At 74.0% G+C, this 17,760-nt stretch carries 16 protein-coding genes and 3 tRNA genes; 8 read left to right on the top strand and 11 right to left on the bottom strand.

Annotated features, from left to right (window positions below):
* Positions 1 to 18: 18 nt before the first annotated feature.
* The 5 genes from cofC (at position 19) to PVK37_RS13775 (ending at position 5,994) form a co-directional block, all read left to right on the top strand.
* Positions 19 to 675: a 2-phospho-L-lactate guanylyltransferase gene (gene cofC, locus PVK37_RS13795; RefSeq protein ID WP_275034329.1), complete on the top strand. Its 657-nt coding sequence runs from the start codon at positions 19 to 21 to the stop codon at positions 673 to 675.
* A gap of 120 nt (positions 676 to 795) precedes the next feature.
* Positions 796 to 993, top strand: coding sequence for a cold-shock protein (locus PVK37_RS13790; protein WP_275034328.1), 198 nt, complete (start codon positions 796 to 798; stop codon positions 991 to 993).
* A 285-nt stretch (positions 994 to 1,278) separates the two neighbouring features.
* On the top strand, positions 1,279 to 3,510 hold the full coding sequence (locus PVK37_RS13785) for an RNA degradosome polyphosphate kinase (protein ID WP_423791079.1): 2,232 nt from the start codon (positions 1,279 to 1,281) through the stop codon (positions 3,508 to 3,510).
* Between the two features lie 25 nt (positions 3,511 to 3,535).
* Positions 3,536 to 5,068 carry a CYTH and CHAD domain-containing protein gene (locus PVK37_RS13780; RefSeq protein WP_275034327.1) on the top strand — a complete coding sequence of 511 codons (1,533 nt, stop codon included), beginning with the start codon at positions 3,536 to 3,538 and terminating at the stop codon, positions 5,066 to 5,068.
* On the top strand, positions 5,056 to 5,994 hold the full coding sequence (locus tag PVK37_RS13775) for an NUDIX hydrolase (protein WP_275035104.1): 939 nt from the start codon (positions 5,056 to 5,058) through the stop codon (positions 5,992 to 5,994). The genes PVK37_RS13780 and PVK37_RS13775 overlap by 13 nt, the downstream gene beginning before the upstream one ends.
* A gap of 156 nt (positions 5,995 to 6,150) precedes the next feature.
* Here the strand turns inward: PVK37_RS13775 and PVK37_RS13770 are convergent, their stop codons facing one another.
* From PVK37_RS13770 to leuC, 3 genes are all read right to left on the bottom strand, one after another.
* Positions 6,151 to 6,942, bottom strand: coding sequence for an HU family DNA-binding protein (locus PVK37_RS13770; protein ID WP_341483432.1), 792 nt, complete (start codon positions 6,940 to 6,942; stop codon positions 6,151 to 6,153).
* Positions 6,943 to 7,114: 172 nt separating this feature from the next.
* Entirely contained in the window at positions 7,115 to 7,702 is a 588-nt protein-coding gene (leuD, locus tag PVK37_RS13765) for a 3-isopropylmalate dehydratase small subunit (protein ID WP_275034325.1), read from the bottom strand.
* Between the two features lie 16 nt (positions 7,703 to 7,718).
* Positions 7,719 to 9,164, bottom strand: coding sequence for a 3-isopropylmalate dehydratase large subunit (leuC, locus tag PVK37_RS13760; protein ID WP_275034324.1), 1,446 nt, complete (start codon positions 9,162 to 9,164; stop codon positions 7,719 to 7,721).
* Positions 9,165 to 9,213: 49 nt separating this feature from the next.
* Here leuC and PVK37_RS13755 point away from each other — a divergent pair, with 49 nt between their 5' ends.
* Positions 9,214 to 9,900, top strand: coding sequence for an IclR family transcriptional regulator (locus PVK37_RS13755; RefSeq protein WP_275034323.1), 687 nt, complete (start codon positions 9,214 to 9,216; stop codon positions 9,898 to 9,900).
* 198 nt (positions 9,901 to 10,098) lie between these two features.
* Here the strand turns inward: PVK37_RS13755 and PVK37_RS13750 are convergent.
* The 4 genes from PVK37_RS13750 to PVK37_RS13735 all read right to left on the bottom strand — a co-directional run bounded on the left by PVK37_RS13750 (position 10,099) and on the right by PVK37_RS13735 (position 11,555).
* Positions 10,099 to 10,174 (bottom strand) — tRNA-Glu (locus PVK37_RS13750).
* A gap of 149 nt (positions 10,175 to 10,323) precedes the next feature.
* Positions 10,324 to 10,396 (bottom strand) — tRNA-Glu (locus tag PVK37_RS13745).
* 136 nt (positions 10,397 to 10,532) lie between these two features.
* Positions 10,533 to 10,604 (bottom strand) — tRNA-Gln (locus PVK37_RS13740).
* Positions 10,605 to 10,751: 147 nt separating this feature from the next.
* Positions 10,752 to 11,555, bottom strand: coding sequence for a fumarylacetoacetate hydrolase family protein (locus PVK37_RS13735; protein WP_275034322.1), 804 nt, complete (start codon positions 11,553 to 11,555; stop codon positions 10,752 to 10,754).
* Between the two features lie 149 nt (positions 11,556 to 11,704).
* Here PVK37_RS13735 and PVK37_RS13730 point away from each other — a divergent pair, with 149 nt between their 5' ends.
* Positions 11,705 to 13,255 (top strand): hypothetical protein, encoded by a 1,551-nt coding sequence (locus PVK37_RS13730; protein WP_275034321.1) that lies wholly within the window; start codon positions 11,705 to 11,707, stop codon positions 13,253 to 13,255.
* 82 nt (positions 13,256 to 13,337) lie between these two features.
* Positions 13,338 to 14,312 (top strand): 3-methyladenine DNA glycosylase, encoded by a 975-nt coding sequence (locus PVK37_RS13725; RefSeq protein ID WP_423791036.1) that lies wholly within the window; start codon positions 13,338 to 13,340, stop codon positions 14,310 to 14,312.
* A 65-nt stretch (positions 14,313 to 14,377) separates the two neighbouring features.
* Here the strand turns inward: PVK37_RS13725 and PVK37_RS13720 are convergent, their stop codons facing one another.
* The 4 genes from PVK37_RS13720 to PVK37_RS13705 form a co-directional block, all read right to left on the bottom strand.
* Entirely contained in the window at positions 14,378 to 15,523 is a 1,146-nt protein-coding gene (locus PVK37_RS13720) for a cellulose binding domain-containing protein (protein ID WP_275034320.1), read from the bottom strand.
* A gap of 262 nt (positions 15,524 to 15,785) precedes the next feature.
* Complete coding sequence (locus PVK37_RS13715) at positions 15,786 to 16,160, bottom strand: DUF4180 domain-containing protein (RefSeq protein ID WP_275034319.1); 375 nt, start codon at positions 16,158 to 16,160, stop codon at positions 15,786 to 15,788.
* A gap of 187 nt (positions 16,161 to 16,347) precedes the next feature.
* The gene (gene arfB, locus PVK37_RS13710) at positions 16,348 to 16,773 is read right to left on the bottom strand and encodes an alternative ribosome rescue aminoacyl-tRNA hydrolase ArfB (protein ID WP_275034318.1); all 426 of its coding nucleotides are present in this window, start codon (positions 16,771 to 16,773) and stop codon (positions 16,348 to 16,350) included.
* A gap of 93 nt (positions 16,774 to 16,866) precedes the next feature.
* Positions 16,867 to 17,736: a S1C family serine protease gene (locus tag PVK37_RS13705; RefSeq protein WP_275034317.1), complete on the bottom strand. Its 870-nt coding sequence runs from the start codon at positions 17,734 to 17,736 to the stop codon at positions 16,867 to 16,869.
* Positions 17,737 to 17,760 lie beyond the last annotated feature (24 nt).

The following is a 17,760-nucleotide window of genomic DNA, read 5'->3' as shown; positions in this document are numbered from 1 at the left end:
CGGTGGCAGGATGGGCGCGTGACCGAGCCGAGCTGGACCGTGGTGGTGCCGGTGAAGCGCCTCGAGGGGGCGAAGAGCAGGCTACGCGGCGCGCTGCCGGGCGTACCGCACGAGGCCCTGGCGCTGGCCCTCGCGCTGGACACGGTCGACGCGGTGCTGGCCTGTGACGCGGTCGGCGCGGTGCTGGTGGTGACCGACGACACCCGGGTCGCCGCCGCGGTCCGGGCGGCCGGGGCCCGGGTGCTGCCGGACGCCCCCGACGCCGGGCCCGACGCGGCGGCACGGCTGAACGCGGCACTGCGGCACGGCGCGGCCACCGCCGGTGGCGGCCTAGTGGCCGGGCTCACCGCCGACCTGCCCGCGCTACGGCCGGCCGAGCTGGGCGCGGCGCTGCGGGCCGCCGGCCACCTCCCGGGGGTACGCCACTTCGTCGCGGACGCCCCCGGGGACGGCACCGTGCTGCTGGCCGCCCCGGCCGGCGTACCGCTGGACCCGCGGTTCGGGGTGGGCTCGGCCGCCGCCCACGCGGCCAGCGGGGCGCTGTCCCTGGCCGGTGCCTGGCCGACGCTGCGCCGGGACGTGGACACCCCGGCCGACCTGGCGGTGGCCGCCGGGCTGGGGCTGGGACCACGGACGGCCACGCTGGCCGCCGGTTGCTGCCCCACCCCCGCCTGACCGGGGGGGGTGGGTCGCCGGTGGTCGCCTGTTCCGCTCCCACCAGACCGGACGCGCCGCCGGCGCCCCGCCCGACCGGTGGGCCGCCGGCACCGGCCCGACCGGTGTACGGTGCGGGGCATGCAGGGCACCGTGGCGACCTTCGACGGCACCACCCGTACCGGCGTGCTGCTTCTCGACGACGGCACCGAGCTGCCCTTCCCGGCCCGGGCCTTCGACGCCTCCGGGCTGCGGTTGCTCCGTCTCGGGCAGCGGGTCCGGATCGACCGGGACGCCGCCGGTGAGGTCGTGCGGGTGACCTTGCCGACCATGGCCTGACCGGAGCGGCCGAAGTTCATTTTACGTTCACCGGCGTCGGGTCATGATGGCTGCGTGAGCACCCCGCCGCCCCGCCGCCGCCCGGTCCGCCCGCGCCGATCCGCCACCGCCGGTCCCGGCGGTGCCCCCGGCGACGCCCCCGGGGGCGCTCCGGTCGACGCCCCGCCGCACACCCCCGTCGCCGGCACGCCGGACACCGCACCCCGAGCCGACGCCGACACCGCACCGGACTCCCCCGCACCGGACGCTCCGGTCGGACCCCTCGGCGCCGCGGGTGACCCGCCGATCGACGACGGCCAGCCGGGTGAGGGCGCCGGTGGGGCCGGCTCCGCCGGACTGGACGAGGTGACCGACCCGGGTGGCCCCGCACCGGCGGAACCGGCCGACGTGCCGGGCCCGGTCGTCCCGGGTGGTCCCCCACCACCGGGCGACGACCCGGCCGAGCCGGCCGAACCGCTCCCCGAGGACCGCTTCCTCAACCGGGAACTCTCCTGGCTCGACTTCAACGCCCGAGTGCTCACCCTCGCCGAGGACCCGCGCACCCCGCTGCTGGAACGGGCCAAGTTCCTGGCCATCTTCGCCAGCAACCTCGACGAGTTCTACATGGTGCGGGTGGCCGGGTTGAAGCGTCGGCTCTCCGCCGGCCTGCCGGTACGCGGCGGGGACCGGATGCCGCTGCGGACCCAGCTCGAACTGATCGCGGAGAAGACCGTCGGGCTGGTCGCCCGGCACGCCGCCTGTTTCGTCGACGACGTCCGGCCGAAGCTGGCCGCCGAGGACATCCACCTGCTGAACTGGTCCGACCTCGGGGACGCCGAGCGGGAACGGCTGCGCACCTACTTCCGGGAGCAGATCTTCCCGGTGCTGACCCCGCTGGCGGTGGACCCGGCGCACCCGTTCCCGTACATCTCCGGGCGGTCGCTGAACCTGGCGGTGACGGTCCGCGACCCGCACGGCGGGCAGGAGCTCTTCGCCCGGGTCAAGGTGCCCAACAACGTGCCCCGCTTCGTCCGGGTCTGCCGGGACCTGCCCGGGGTGCGGTTCCTGCCGGTCGAGGAGCTGATCTCGGTACACCTGGGGCAGCTCTTCTCCGGCATGCAGGTGGTCGAGTGCCACCTGTTCCGGGTCACCCGCAACGCCGAACTGGAGGTCGACGAGGACCGCGACGAGGACCTGCTCCAGGCCCTGGAACGGGAACTGGCCCGCCGTCGCTTCGGCCCACCGGTACGCCTCGAGGTGGCCGCCTCCATCTCCGACCACATGCTGGAGCTGCTGGTCCGGGAGCTGGACATGGACACCCAGGACGTACTGCGGGTCCGGGGCCTGCTGGACCTGTCGGCGCTGTGGCAGCTGTACGGCGAGGCGGACCGCCCCGACCTGAAGGACCCGCCGTTCGTGCCGGCCACCCACCCCCGGCTCACCGAGGGCGAGGTGCCGCGGAGCGTCTTCGCCACCCTGCGCGACGGCGACATCCTGGTGCACCACCCGTACCACTCGTTCGCCACCAGCGTGCAGCGGTTCGTGGAGCAGGCCGCCGCCGACCCGAATGTGCTGGCCATCAAGCAGACCCTGTACCGGACCAGCGGCGACTCCCCCATCGTGGACGCCCTGGTCGACGCGGCCGAGGCCGGCAAGCAGGTGGTGGTGCTGGTCGAGCTGAAGGCCCGCTTCGACGAGGTCGCCAACATCGGCTGGGCGCGCACCCTGGAACGGGCCGGCTGCCACGTCGTGTACGGGCTGGTCGGGCTGAAGACGCACTGCAAGACCTCCCTGGTGGTCCGGCAGGAGGGCAACCACATCCGGCGCTACTGCCACATCGGCACCGGCAACTACCACCCGAAGACCGCCCGGCTGTACGAGGACTTCGGCATGCTCACCGCCGACCCGGAGATCGGCGCGGACCTGACCGACCTGTTCAACGTGCTCACCGGGTACAGCCGGCAGACCACCTACCGGCGGCTGCTGGTGGCCCCGCAGGGCATCCGGCGCGGGCTGATCGAACGCATCGACCGGGAGATCGCGCACACCCGGCTAGGCGCGCCCGGCCTGGTGCAGATCAAGGTGAACTCGCTGGTCGACGAGGAGGTCACCGACGCCCTCTACCGCGCGTCCCGGGCCGGGGTGCACGTGGACCTGCTGATCCGGGGCATGTGCACGCTCCGGCCGGGGGTGCCGGGGCTGTCGGAGAACATCCGGGTCCGGTCGATCCTGGGCCGGTTCCTGGAGCACTCCCGGATCTTCCGGTTCGGCAACGACGGCGCGGCCGAGTTCTGGATGGGCTCGGCCGACCTGATGCACCGCAACCTGGACCGCCGGGTGGAGGCGTTGGTGCAGGTCAGCGACCCGATCGCGCGCGCCGAACTGGACCATGTGCTGACCGCCGCGATGAGCCCGGAGGTGGACGCCTTCGAACTGGCCGCGGACGGCACCTGGCGACGCCGGGAGGGCACCCCGGAGGCACCGCTGACCGACCTCCAGGCGCTGCTGCTGCGCCGGGTCGGCGGCACCGCCGGTTGACCGTCGACCGGCATAGGCTGAGCCGATGGTCGAAGAGGAACGCAAGTACGCGGTACCGGCCGCCTTCCGGCTGCCGGACCTGTCCGCCGCCCTGCCCGACGGCGGCCGGCTGCACGCCCCGGAACCGGTGACCCTGGACGCCACCTACTTCGACACCGCCGACCTGCGGCTGGCCCGGTCCGGGGTGTCGCTGCGGCACCGGGTGGGCGACGACCGGCCGTGGACGGTGAAGCTGCCGACCCGCACCCCGGAACGGCGGTACGAGATCTCCCGTCCCGGCCCCGCCGACACCGTCCCGGACGAGCTGGTCGCGCTGGTCACCGCGTACCACCGGGGTGCGCCGCTGCGGCCGGTGGCGCTGGTCAACACGGTGCGGCACCGCCGGACGCTGCACGACCCGGACGGGGCGCTGCTCGTCGAGGTGGTCGAGGACCAGGTGACCACGGTGGCCACCGGCGGCGCGGCCACCGCCGACAGCAGCTTCCGGGAGGTGGAGGTCGAGCGCGGCACCGCCGCCGACGACCTGCTCGACCGGGTGGAGGAGCTGCTCATCGCCGCCGGGGCGCACCGCGGGGTGTTCGTCGCCAAGCACGTCAGGGCGCTGGGCCCGGCCGCCGGGGAGGCACCCGACGTGGCCGGCCGGGCCGACCTGCCGCGACGCCCCACGGCCGGCGACGTGGTCACCGAGGCGGTCCGGCGCGGGGTCCGCCGCATCCTCCGCAACGACCCGCTGGTACGCCTGCACGGCGAGGCCGGCGACCTGGACGCGGTACGGAAGATGCGGGTCGGCTGCCGGCGGCTCCGCAGCGACCTGCGCACCTTCGCCCGCCTGGTGGAGCCCGATTGGGCGGGCCCGCTGCGCACCGAACTGAGCTGGTTGGGCGGGGTGCTCGGCGCGGTACGGGACGTCGACGTGCTGCGGGAACGGCTGCGGCGCACGGCCGACGCGGATCCGGTCGACCCGCTGGACCGGGCTGCGGTGGACCGGCTGGACGCCGCGCTCGCGGCCCGGCGGGACGCGGCGGCGGCCGAGGTGGACGAGGCGCTGCGTTCCCCCCGCTACCTGGCCCTGCTGGAGTCCCTGGTCGAGGCGGCCCGCGCGCCCCGGCTCACCACGCGGGCCGACGCCCCGGCGAAGCGGACGCTGCGCAAGCTGGCCGCCAAGCCGTGGCGGCGGCTGGCCGAGGGCACCAAGCGGCACGCTGGGGTCCCCGCGCTCGACCCGCTCGGCCCGGACGAGACCTGGCACGAGATCCGCAAGGAGGGCAAACGCGCCCGGTACGCGCTGGAGGCGGTCGCCCCGGTGGCCGGCGGCGGCGCGGCCGACCTGGCCCTGGCGCTGAAGGAGGCGCAGGATCTGCTCGGCGCGCACCAGGACGCGGCGGTGGCCGCCGAGACCTGGACGGAGCTGGCGCTGGCCCACCCGGACGATCCGGTGCTGGCGGTGACCGCCGGCCGACTGACCGAACGGGAACGCCAGGCGGTCCACCGGGCCCGGGCCGCGTTCCCCGAGCGCTGGCGCACGGTGGTCGGCCACCGGAGAGGCTGGCTGACGTGACCGTCATCCGGGCCGCCGGCGGGGTGGCGTGGCGACCGGCCGCCGGCGGGGCGGCGGGGCTACCGGCCGCCGGCGGTGGTCCCGTCGACGGCCGCGTCGACCTCGCCGGCGGGGTCGAGGTCTGCCTGGTGCACCGGCCCCGGTACGGGGACTGGTCGCTGCCCAAGGGCAAGCTGGAGCCGGGCGAGCACCCGCTGCTCGCGGCGGTCCGCGAGGTCGCCGAGGAGACCGACGTCCGGGCGGTGCCGCAGGTACGACTGCCGTCCTCGACGTACCACAGCGAGGGCCGACCGAAGGTGGTCGACTACTGGTCGATGCGGGCGGTGGGCGACGGCGGTTTCCTGCCCGGCACCGAGGTCGACGACGTACGCTGGCTGCCGGTCGACGCGGCGACCGAGCTGGTCAGCTACCCGCACGACGCCGAGGTGCTGCGCGCGTTCGCGGCCCTGCCGCCGGTGACCGGCACGGTGGCGCTGGTCCGGCACGCCCACGCCGGGTCCCGGGGCACCTGGTCCGGTCCGGACACGGCCCGTCCGCTCGACGCCACCGGCTGGGCCCAGGCCCGTACGCTGGCCCGGCTGGTGGCGGTGCTCCGGCCGGTACGCCTGCTCTCCGCCTCGGCGCGCCGCTGTGTGCAGACGCTGCACCCGCTGGCCGAGCTGCTGGACCTGCCGATCGAGGTGGACCGGACCCTGAACGAGCCGGAACCGGGTCAGCAGCGGGTGGAACAGGCCCTGGCCGCGGCGGCCCGGCTGACCGAGCTGGCCGCGTCGGGTGCCCCGGCGGTGGTGTGCAGCCAGGGCAAGGTGATCCCGCCCGCCCTGGCCCAGCTGACCGGCCGCGCTGACGACTTCGGCACCGACAAGGGCGGTGGCTGGCTGTTGGCGTTCACCGCCGACGGCCTGCTCCCCCCCGACCGCCTCTGAACGGCCCGCCCTCCCCCCGACGGCCCGCCGGACACCGGAACGCCGCTGAACGAACCGTCCCCGCCGGACCGCCGCAGCGCCGTTGAACGGCCCCGTCCCCCAGGACGGAGAAGGGGCGTCCACCTCGACGGTGGACGCCCCTTTCCGGGCTGCCGGTCAGCGGGTGGCGGTCTTCTTCGCCGGTGCCTTCCGGGCCGGCGACTTCTTCGCCGCCGTGCTCTTGGCCGTGGTGGCCTTGGCGGTGGTGCTCTTGGCCGCCGTGGCGCTCTTGGCCGCCGTGGTGCCGGCCTTCTTCGCCGTGGTCGTCTTCTTCGCGGCGGCGGTCTTGGTCGCCGCGCTCTTCTTGGCCGGAGCGGCCTTCGCCCCGGCCGCCTTGGTACCGGCCGCCTTCGTGCCGGTGGCCTTGCTGCCGGCCGTCTTCGTACCGGCCGCCTTGGTGGTCGCCTTCGTCGCGGCCTTGGTGGCCGTCGCCGGGGCGGCCTTCGCCGCAGCGGTGGTCTTCCGAGCGCCGGTGGCCTTGGCCCCGGTCGCCTTGGCTCCGGCGGCCTTCGCCCCGGTGGCCTTGGTGCCGGCCGCCTTCGCACCGGTCGCCTTGGCACCGGTGGTCTTGGCCGCCGCCGTCGTCTTGGTGGCGGTCGCGGTCTTCTTCGCGGCGGTCGTGGCCTTCGGCGCCTTGCCGCTGGCCACCAGTTCCTTGAAGCCCGCACCCGGCCGGAAGGTCGGCACGGATGTCTTCTTGACCTTCACCGCCTCTCCGGTGCGGGGGTTCCGGGCTGTTCGGGCAGCGCGTACACGCTTCTCGAACGCTCCGAACCCGGTGATGGACACCTTCTCGCCCTTGGCCACCGCCGCCTGAACCTCCGCGAGGACCGCGTCGAGCGCCGCAGTCGCCGCCTTCCGGTCTCCCAGGCGAGCGGCGAGCGCCTCGATGAGCTCGGCCTTGTTCACGACTTCCTCCCGATTGTGCAACTGACTCGACGCGAGCCATTCTGCGCGCACGGTATGCCCTCTGCTGCCCGGACACAAACATTCGGCGGAAAAAAGCCCTTGTGTCGTAACGGATTCGCCCCCGCCGGAGGACCGGCGGGGGCGAAAACCCAAGCGGTGGACGGACGAACGGCTATGCCAGCACCGGCAGGAACGGCGACCGCCGAGCCTCGTACGCGGTGATGTCGGCCTCGTGGCGGAGGGTCAGTCCAATGTCATCCAAGCCCTCGATGAGCCGCCAGCGGCTGAAGTCGTCCAGCGGGAAGGGCCAGGTGTCCGCGCCGACCCGTACCTCGCGGGTGGTCAGGTCGACGGTGACCGGGGTGGTCGGGTCGGCCTCCAGCCGGCCCCAGAGTTCCTCGACGGTCTTCAATTCCAGCTCGACCGGGAGGAGTCCCTCCTTCAACGCGTTGCCGCGGAAGATGTCACCGAAGCGGGGCGAGATCACCGCCCGGAACCCCCAGTCCCGCAGGGCCCACACGGCGTGTTCCCGGGAGGAGCCGGTGCCGAACTCCGGGCCGGCGACCAGAATCGACGCTCCGGAATACGAGGAATCGTTCAACACGAATCCCGGGTCCTCCCGCCAGGCGCTGAAGAGGCCGTCGGCGAAACCGGTCCGGGTCACCCGCTTGAGGTACACGGCGGGGATGATCTGATCGGTGTCCACATTGGAACGGCGCAACGGCACGGCGGTGCCGGTGTGCGTGGTGAAGCTGTCCATCGTCTCGGTTATCCCTTCACAGATCGGCCGGCGCGGCCAGCTTGCCGATGACGGCGGTGGCGGCGGCGACCGGAGGCGACACCAGGTGGGTACGACCGCCCCGGCCCTGCCGGCCCTCGAAGTTGCGGTTGGAGGTGGAGGCCGAGCGCTGCCCCGGGGAGAGGGTGTCCGGGTTCATGCCCAGACACATGGAACAGCCGGCGAACCGCCACTCCGCACCGGCGTCGGTGAAGATCTTGTCCAGCCCCTCCGACTCGGCGGCCTGCCGTACCGCGGCGGAACCGGGCACCACCAGCATGCGTACCCCGTCGGCCACCTGGCGTCCGCGCAGCACGTCGGCGGCGGCGCGCAGATCCTCCAGCCGGCCGTTGGTGCAGGAGCCGACGAACACCACGTCCACCGCCAGGTCGCGCAGGGCGGTGCCGGGGCTCAGGTCCATGTACTCCAGCGCCCGCCGGGCGGCGGTCCGCTCGGCCTCGGTGCCGAACTCCTCCGGGTCCGGCACGGCGGCACCGAGCGGCGCGCCCTGCCCCGGGTTGGTGCCCCAGGTGACGAACGGGGTCACCGTCGAGGCGTCCAGGGTGACCTCGGCGTCGAAGACCGCGCCGTCGTCGGTGGGCAGGGTCCGCCAGTACGCCACCGCGGCGTCCCAGTCGGCCCCCTGGGGCGCGTTCGGCCGCCCCTTGAGGTAGCCGAAGGTGGTCTCGTCCGGCGCGATCATGCCGGCCTTCGCGCCCCACTCGATGGACATGTTGGCGATCGTCATCCGGCCTTCCATGGACAGGGCGCGGATGGCCTCGCCCCGGTACTCCACGATGTGGCCGCGTCCGCCGCCGGTGCCGACCTGGGTGATCAGCGCGAGGACCAGGTCCTTGGCGGTGACCCCGGGGCCGAGCTGGCCGACCACGTTCACCGCCATGGTCTTCGGGCGGGCCTGCGGCAGGGTCTGGGTGGCCAGCACGTGTTCGACCTCACTGGTGCCGATGCCGAAGGCCAGCGCGCCGAACGCGCCGTGGGTGGCGGTGTGCGAATCGCCACAGACGATGGTCATGCCGGGCTGGGTGAGGCCGAGCTGCGGCCCGATGACGTGCACGATGCCCTGGTTCTCGTCGCCCAGCGGGTGCAGCCGTACGCCGAACTCGGCGCAGTTGCGGCGCAACGTCTCGATCTGGGTACGCGAGGTCGGGTCGGCGATGGTGAGCAGGTCACCGCGCCGCCGGGAGAACGCCGGGTCGGCGTACCCGGTCGGGGTGTTGTGGTCCTCGGTCGCGACGGTCAGGTCGGTACGGCGGACCCGGCGACCGGCCAGCCGGAGGCCGTCGAACGCCTGCGGGCTGGTGACCTCGTGCAGCAGGTGCAGGTCGATGTAGAGCAGGTCGGGTTCGCCCTCGGCGGCCCGCACGACGTGCGCGTCCCAGACCTTCTCGGCCAAGGTCTTTGGCTTCGGAGTGACTCCCACCATCTGGACATCCTAAATTCTGGGAGGTAAGTTTCGGCTTGTGGGACACAGTATGAGCGGTGTCGGCGTTCTCGACAAGGCGGTGGTCATCCTGGCCGCCTGTGTCGACGGCGCCAGCCTGGCCGAACTCGTTGATCGCACCAAGCTGCCCAGGGCCACGGCCCACCGGCTGGCGCAGGCGCTGGAGATCCACCGGATGCTGGTCCGGGACACCCAGGGGCGGTGGCGTCCCGGCCCCCGCCTGGGCGAGCTGGCCAACGCCGCCCCGGACGTGCTGCTGACCGCCGCGGAGCCGCTGCTGGCCGCGCTGCGCGACGCCACCGGGGAGAGCGCCCAGCTCTACCTGCGCCGGGCCGACGAGCGGGTCTGCGTGGCCGCCGCCGAGCGCGCCAGCGGGCTACGGGACACCGTCCCGGTCGGTTCGGTGCTGCCGATGACGGCCGGCTCGGCGGCCCAGATCCTGCTGGCCTGGGAGCCGCCGGAGGCGGTGATGCCGCTGCTGCCGCGCGCCAAGTTCACCGGCCGCACCCTGGCCGAGGTACGCCGCCGGGGCTGGGCGCAGAGCGTCGCCGAACGGGAGGCCGGTGTGGCCAGCGTCTCGGCCCCGATCCGGGACCGCACCGGCCGGGTGATCGCCGCGATCAGCATCTCCGGCCCGATCGAGCGCCTCGGCCGCCGCCCCGGCGAACGCCACGCCATGGCCGTCGTCCGCGCCGGCCAACGCCTCTCCGGCCTCTAACCCCCCACCCCCACCCGCCCCCAGCCCGCCCTCGCCCTCGCCCGCCCTCGCCTCGTTGATCATGAAGTTAGTGACGCGACACGCCGATGCGCGTGGCAATAACTTCATGATCAACGCTGAGGGCCGGGGGGCCGGGGTGCGCCGGGAGGGGTGGGAATGGGAGCGGCCCGCCTCAGAGGTGAGGCGGGCCGGCTGGTGTGGTAGCCCCGACCGGATTCGAACCGGCGCTACCGCCTTGAGAGGGCGGCGTCCTGGGCCGCTAGACGACGGGGCCAAGACTTTTCCTGCTTCACCGCCCTGTCGAGCGGTGCCGCCGTAGTCTAACCATGTCCTCCGCGCCGGCCGTGGACCGGGTGGGAGGCCGATGAAGACCCGACAGAAGCGAAACAGCCCGCCCCTGAACGGGACGGACCGGTGACGCTGTAGCCCCGACCGGATTCGAACCGGCGCTACCGCCTTGAGAGGGCGGCGTCCTGGGCCGCTAGACGACGGGGCCAGAACTTCTTGTGCATCGTCACCCTGCCGGGCGACGATGCTGGACTCTATCAGAGATCGTTTACTGCCTCCGCTTGGCGGCGGGGGCCGAACTCCTTCAGAACCAGCGACCGAGGTTCTCACGAACCTCGGCTGCGCTGGGGTACCAGGACTCGAACCTAGACTAACTGAACCAGAATCAGTCGGGCTGCCAATTACCCCATACCCCATTGGTACCTCGCGGCACCGGATCGGCACCTTCCGGCACCGGGGAGAAACTTTACTCCACCGGTGCCGGCAGGCCAAATCGGGTTACCCAAACCGCCGCTGAGCAGCGGATTCGCTCCCCCGAACGGGTCAGACCGCACCCGCCCGGGTCAGCTGAGCGGGACCACCGGGTTGGACAACTCCCCGATCCCCTCGATACGCACAGTGACCGTGTCCCCGTCCGTGAGCGGGCTAACCCCGGCCGGCGTCCCGGTCAGTACGACGTCTCCGGGCAGCAGCGTCATCACGTGCGAGATGTACGACACCAGGGACGGCACGTCGAAGACCATGTCCTTGGTCCGACCGAGCTGACGGACCTCCATCTCCTCCGGGTCGCGCCCCACCTCGCAGCGGACCTCCAGGTCGCTGACGTCCAGACCGGTGCTGATCCACGGCCCGATCGGGCAGAACGAGTCGAAGCCCTTCGCCCGGGTCCACTGACCGTCGGTGCGTTGCAGGTCCCGGGCGGTCACGTCGTTGGCGCAGGTGTAGCCGAAGATGGCCCGTTCGGCGGCGGCCCGGTCGGCCCGGCGTGCCCCCGGCGGCCCGATCACCACGGCCAGCTCGGCCTCGTGCTCGACCTGCTTCGAGAAGAGCGGCAGCCGGATCGCGTCCCGGGGACCGATCACGCTGGTGGAGGGCTTGAGGAAGAGCAGCGGCTCCTTCGGCACCTCGCTGCCGTGCTCGGCGGCGTGCTCGGCGTAGTTGCGCCCGACGCAGACCACCTTGCTGGGCAGGATCGGCGAGAGCAGGCGGACGTCCGACAGGGCCCACCGGGCCCCGCTGAACGTGATCTGCCCGAACGGGTGGCCCTCGATCTCGGCGATGGTGAGACCCTGCGGCCCCGCCTCCGGCTCGCCCTCGACGGCCCCGAACGACATTCCCTTGGCATGAGCAAAACGAGCGATACGCACGCAGCCAATCTAGCCCGCCGCGCGGATGACGCCGCGTCGCCACGGGGCGGGCATCCTAGCCACGCCGCAGGTCACGCGGGTCGGGTTCGCCGGTTGCCACCCGGCCGGGACGACGTCGCCCCTAGCGTCGGTCCGGGAGGTGTGAACGTATGGCCGCATCGACACGACCTCACCGGGCCCTGGCGGTGCTCGTCCACTGTCTCGGGGTGCTCGCCGCGCTGCCGGCGCTGTCGACACCCGACCGACCACCGGCGCAGGCACCGCCGCCCGCACCATCGACGCAGGCACCGCGTCCCGCGCCTGTGACACAGGCACCGCGCCCTGCACCACCGGCGCAGGCACAGCCGCCCGGGCTATCGGCGGCTCCGAGGACCCCGGGCGCGGCGGCGGACCCGAGCCCGGCAGCGAGCCCGAGGGTGGCAGGAAGCCCGCACGCGGCAGCGAGCCCGCACGTTTCAGCGGATCCGAGGGCGGCGGCGAGCCAGGCTGCCGCGGTGGGGCCGGCGGTGGCAGCGCACCTGGCGGCCCCGACGAGCCCGGCCGCGTCAGCGTCCAGGGCCGCGCCGGGTGGACCGGCTTCGGCGGCCCGTCCGGGGACACCGAGGGCGGGCCGGGAGATCCCGGCGAAGGTACGGGTGGCCGTCGCACCGGCCGGCACCCCGGCACCGGCGTACCGGATCGAGGTACGCAACGACGGGAGCGCGCCGGTGGACGCCACGGTCCGGCAGGAGGTGCCGCCCGGTGCCTCGGCCACCACGATCACCGCCGGCGGGCGGGCCGCCCCGGCCACGGGCCGCGGTGACGCGACCGAGATCACCTGGCGGCTGCAGCTCCCGGCCCACAGCACCACCACCCTGAACACCGCGCTGACCGCCGCCGCGCCGGACCAGCCGCTGACCGCGCCGACCTGCGCCTTCGCCAGCGACGGCAACCGGCCGTACGACTGCGCCACAGCGACCTGGCAGCGGACGGCGAACCAGACCGTGGAGACCCGTCAGCCGTTCTGGCAGCGGCCGGGCGCGGCGGCGCTGGTCGGGTTCGCGGCGCTGCTGCTCGGCGGGACCGGCGGTTGGCTGCTGCGGCGGCGGCGCGGCCGGTCCGACGACGGGCTGGCCGGCGTCCCCGCCGGCCGGGGCACCCTCTACCCGCGCCCGGCGGTGCCACCACCGGCGTACCGTCGCCGCAAGCCACCGGTGTGGCTGCTGGTGGGGATGTCCGCGGCGGTCCTGGCCGGGGTGGTCGGCGCGACGGCCTGGACGGCCACCTCGCGGGTCGCCGCCATCGACACCGACCAGCAGCCGACCAGCGGCGCGTGGACCGGGCAGGGCCAGGCCGGGCCGGTCGGCGTACCGCTGCGGGAGCGGGCGTTCGAGTTCACCGTCTACCGGGTCGCCTGCGCCGGTGCGACGCAGCGGCAGCGCTGCCAGGCCACCGTCGGGGTACGCAACCTCACCCCGGAGCAACAGGTCTGGCATGGCGAGCTGCAACGGGCGTACCTGCCCGGCGGCGGTTGGGTCAACACCGACCAGGTCGCCACCCGGGGCGTCAACCGGGGGCGGGACGTCTTCGCCGAGCCGGTCGCGGCGGGTCAGCGGGTGGTGCTGCCGCTGGTCTTCACGGTGCCGGGCACGGGCGTACCCGAGCAGTTGGAGCTGCGCAGCGGGGTCTTCTCGGCCGGCGTACGGGTGCAGGTGCCCTGACCGGGCACCACCGGCGTCCCCGGTCGGGCTGCGGTCGTACCCTGGGAACCGTGACCGCCGCCCCCGCTCCCGCTCCCGACCGGTGACCGGGCTCCCTGCGGCGGCCAGGCTTTCCGCGGCGACCTGGCTTCCCCTGCTCCAGGCCCACCAGCGGCGGGCCGACGCGCTGACCGCCGGGCACCGGGCGAGGAAGGCGACGGGGGAACGCCACGCGATCGACGACTTCCTGTACGACTACTACGGCACCCGGCCCGCGGTGCTGCGCCGGTGGCACCCGGGTGTGGGCGTCGCGCTGGCACCCGGGCCGGACGGCCCCGCCCCGCACCGGCGGTGGCGGTGGTACGCCACCGACCCGGACGGGGTGGTGCGCCTCGACGTGGCGGCGTTCCTGGCCGACCGGGCCGACTCGGTACGTTTCATCCACCGTCTGCTGTCCGCGATCGCGTCGCGGCCGGCGTTCACCGGCTGCTTCGGGCTGCACGAGTGGGCGATGGTGTACCGGCAGCGCGAACACCGGCACCCGCTTCCGCTGCGCCTCGGGCAGCAGGGCACCGACGCGGTGGTCGAGTCCCACCAGATCCGCTGCACGCACTTCGACGCGTACCGGTTCTTCACGCCGGCGGCGGTGGGCCTGAACCGGCTCCGGCCGACCCGGGAGAGCCAGGTGGAGCTGGACCAGCCGGGCTGCCTGCACGCCTCGATGGACTGCCACAAGTGGGCCACCAAACTGGGTCCGGCGGTGCCCGGGGAACTGGCCCTGGACTGTTTCGAGCTGGCCCGGGACATCCGGCTGCTGGACATGCAGGCGTCCCCCTACGACTTCTCCTCGTACGGCGAGCCGCCGGTGGCCATCGAGACCCCGGAGGGCAAGGCGGAGTACGTGGCCCGGCAACGCGGGTACGCGGAACGCGCCGGCCGGCTCCGGGCCCGGCTGATCGACGTCTGCGCGACGCTGCTCGGGGCGGCGGAGCACCCCGGGGGGTCCCGCCCGGCCGTGGTGGACGAACCACCGACGGTGGACAGGACCCCGGGCGCCCTCAGCTCACCGGGCAGGTGACGAGGGCTCAGCTCGCCGTACAGGGTGACCGGCGGCTCAGTTCGCCGTACGAGTGACCGGGCGGCTCAGTTCGCCGTGCAGGTGACCGGCGGGACGGTGGGAGCGCCGGTGGCGCTGCCCAGGAAGCCGAAGGTCGTCTCCACGCCGTACCCGAGGGCCCCGTTGTAGCCGACGTTGCGGGCGCTGACCGCGCTGCCGGTCTGGGTCAGCTCGGTGTTCCACGCCTGGCTGATCTGGTGACCGGTGGGCAGGGTGAAGCCGACCGTCCAGCCCCGGGTCGGGGCCATCCCGTTGCCGCGTACGGTCACCTCGCCCTGGAAGCCGCCCTGCCACTGCCCGACGATCCGGTAGACGGCCGTGCAGCCGATGCCCGGCAGCGTGGTCGTGGGCGTCGGCGTCGGCACCGCAGTCGGGGTGGCCGTCGGGGTGCTGGTCGGGGTGGCCGTCGGCGTCGCGGTCGGGGTGGGGGTGGTTCCGGAGAGGGCCGCGGCCAGCGCCGGGTACCAGCGGTCGGACATCTTCTGGTCGCCGGTGGCGCTGGGGTGCACCCCGTCGTACGTGTCGGTGGCGGTGCTGAAGCCGGTCCACTGGTCGACCACCACGACCGGGGACTGCGGGGTGGTCTTCCCGGCCGCCCAGCCGTCGATGACGCTGTTGAGCGCCACCACCCGTTGCCCGCAGTCGGAACAGTTCGACGGGCTCATCGGAATGATCTTCGCGACGATCACCCGCATCGCCGGGTTGGCGGCCCGCATCTGGTCCACCAGCTTCGAGTACGCGGCGAGGATGGTGGCCGGGGCGATGTTGTTCCACACGTCGTTGGTGCCGAAGTGCATGAGCACGATGTCGGGGCTGGTGGCGGCGAGCCAGCCGGGCAGCAGGTTCTGGTTGGCGACGTTGGTCACCAGGTACCCGCCGTGTCCCTCGTTGTCGCCGTCGTACGGCTGCCCGCAGCCCTGCGGGCCGAGCGTGCCGACGAAGTCGACGTTCGAGTAGCCGGTGGACTGGAGGCGGTTCCAGAGGACCGACCGCCAGCAGCCGGGTGAACCGGTGATCGAGTCACCGAGCGGCATCACCCGGACCGGTGCGGCGACGGCCGGCGCGGCGCTGACCGGCTGGGCGGGTGCGGCGGCGACGAGGCCGACGGAGAGGGCGAGCGGGACGGCCGCGAGGGCGGCGAGCAGGGCCGAACGGAGGGACCTTCGGAGCATGGTGAGGGAACTCCTGTCACAGGATGTGGTGTCGAGGTGTGACGGCCCTGTTGCTCCCGGAACCATTCCACCAGAAAGCGCTGTCCCGCTCAATGTCCCTGGTGCGCCGGTCCACGCGCAGTCTGGGGATGGAGGTCACGGCGGGCCCGGCGGGCCCCCGCAGGTCCCGGGACGGAGGTCAGGGTCACGGCGGGCCCGGCGGTCCCCCGCCGGTTCCGGGACGACGTTGCGGTCGCGTTGACCCCGGCGGTCCCCGTGGCTTTCAGTGGTCGTGGCGGAGCCGGTCCGCCAGGTCCGCCGGGGTGGCGACGAACCAGAGGTGGCGGCCCCGGTTCGACTCCTCGACGAAGTCCCGTAGCGAACTGCTGCGGGCGACCTGACCGGCGATGTCACCGACCACCGCCACCCGCAGGTGGTAGTTGACGAACTTCTGCACCACGGCGGCGGCGACCCCGCTGCGCAGGGTGAAGAACTCCGGCGCGAGCCGCTCGACCGGCAGCAGGACCACCTCGACGTGCTCCCCGGCCACCTCGGCGACCACGTTCGCGGCGTCGGCGGCCCCGCACAGCGGCGGCCCGTCGGGCGCGCAGGCCAGCACCGGGACCCCGGCGAGATGGACGAGGACGTCAGCGGCCATGTCCGGCAGCGTAACCAGCCGTCGTACCGGGCCGGGGCCGATTGAGCAGCGCCGGTACCGATTGCGACGGGGCCGATTGCGCCGGTGGCCGGGCCGATCGGGCAGCGCCGGGGTCGATTGCGGCGGGGCCGCCGGACCGGGTGGTGCCGGGTCGCCGTCAGCGCGTTCCCGGCCGGCGCGGGACGGGTCAGTCGCCGTCCACCCGGCGGTTGCGTTTGATCTGGCTGCGGCGCTTCTTCTCGTCCAGTCGGCGCTGCTTGGCGCCCCGGGACGGGCGGGTCGGCCGGCGGGGTGGCGGCGGCGGGGCGACCGCCTCGCGCAGCAGCGCGGCCATCCGGTCCCGGGCCGCCTCCCGGTTGGCGAGTTGGGCCCGGTGTTCGCTGGCGGCGATGGTGAGCACACCGTCCACCAGACGTCCGGCCAGCCGCTCCAGCGCCCGGTCCCGCAGGTGCGGTGGCAGGCTCGGCGAGCCGGCCAGGTCGAAGCTCAGCTCGACCCGCGAGTCGGCGGTGTTGACGCCCTGCCCACCCGGTCCGGACGAGCGGGAGAACCGCTCCCGCAGCTCCGTGCCGGGGACGACCAGTCGGTCGGTGACCCGCAGTCCGTCATCCATGGCCCGAGGTTAGCCGCCGCCCGGCCCACCGGGGAGCCAGCCGACCAGCCACCCCGGCGGCCGATCGGCTCAGCCAGCCGGGAATCCGGTGGCTCAGCCGCCCCGGCCGATGATGGTGTCGGCGGTCTGCTGGACCTGGTCGATCGGGATGGCGAAGCCGATGCCGATCGAGCCGTTGCCGTCGATGGTGGCGATCGCGGTGTTCACGCCGACCACCTCGCCCCGGGCGTTGACCAGCGGGCCACCGGAGTTGCCCGGGTTGATCGAGGCGTCGGTCTGCACCGCCGTGTGCCGGTTGTCCCCGAGCCGGACCTGCCGGTCCACCGCGCTGACGATGCCGGCGGTCACCGTACCGGGCAGGCCGAGCGGTGAGCCGACCGCCAGCACCGGCTCCCCCACCCGGGTGGTTCCCGCCTTGGCCAGCGGCAGTGGGGCCAGCCCGGCCGACGACGGCACCCGGAGCACCGCCAGGTCGCTGCGGGGTTCCCGCCCCACCACCTGCGCCGGAAGCCGGCGACCGTCCGGCAGCTCCACGGTCACCGTCGCACCGGTTCCGCCCTTGGCCAGGATGTGGTCGTTGGTGACGAGGTGCTGCTGGTCGTCCACGGCGAACCCGGAACCGGTGGCGCCCCGGCCCCGACCGGCGTCGACCAGCACCGTCACCACCCCGGGCACGGTCCGTTCGGCGGCGGTGACCAGTTCCGCCGGTACCGGCGCGGCCGACGCCGCCGACGTGCCGGGCGGTTCACCGAGGCCGGCCACCCAGCCGCCGGCCACCGCGCCCGAGGCGGTGGAGAGCGCCACCACCGCCGCGGCGGCGGCGAGCAGCCGTCCGGGTCGCCGGCCTCCGGGCCGGTCCGGGCCGGTTCCGGTCCCGTGCTCCCGGGGCCACCCGTCCGGGCCCAGCTCCGGCGAGACGAACCAGGGTCCCCGTGGCTCGCCGAGTCCGGTCTGCACCGCCATCCGTCCGCTCCTCACGTGAAGTCC

The sequence above is a fragment of the Micromonospora cathayae genome, from assembly GCF_028993575.1.
GTDB classification, from domain to species: Bacteria; Actinomycetota; Actinomycetes; order Mycobacteriales; family Micromonosporaceae; genus Micromonospora; species Micromonospora cathayae.
This window is presented reverse-complemented; position numbering and strand designations above follow the sequence as displayed.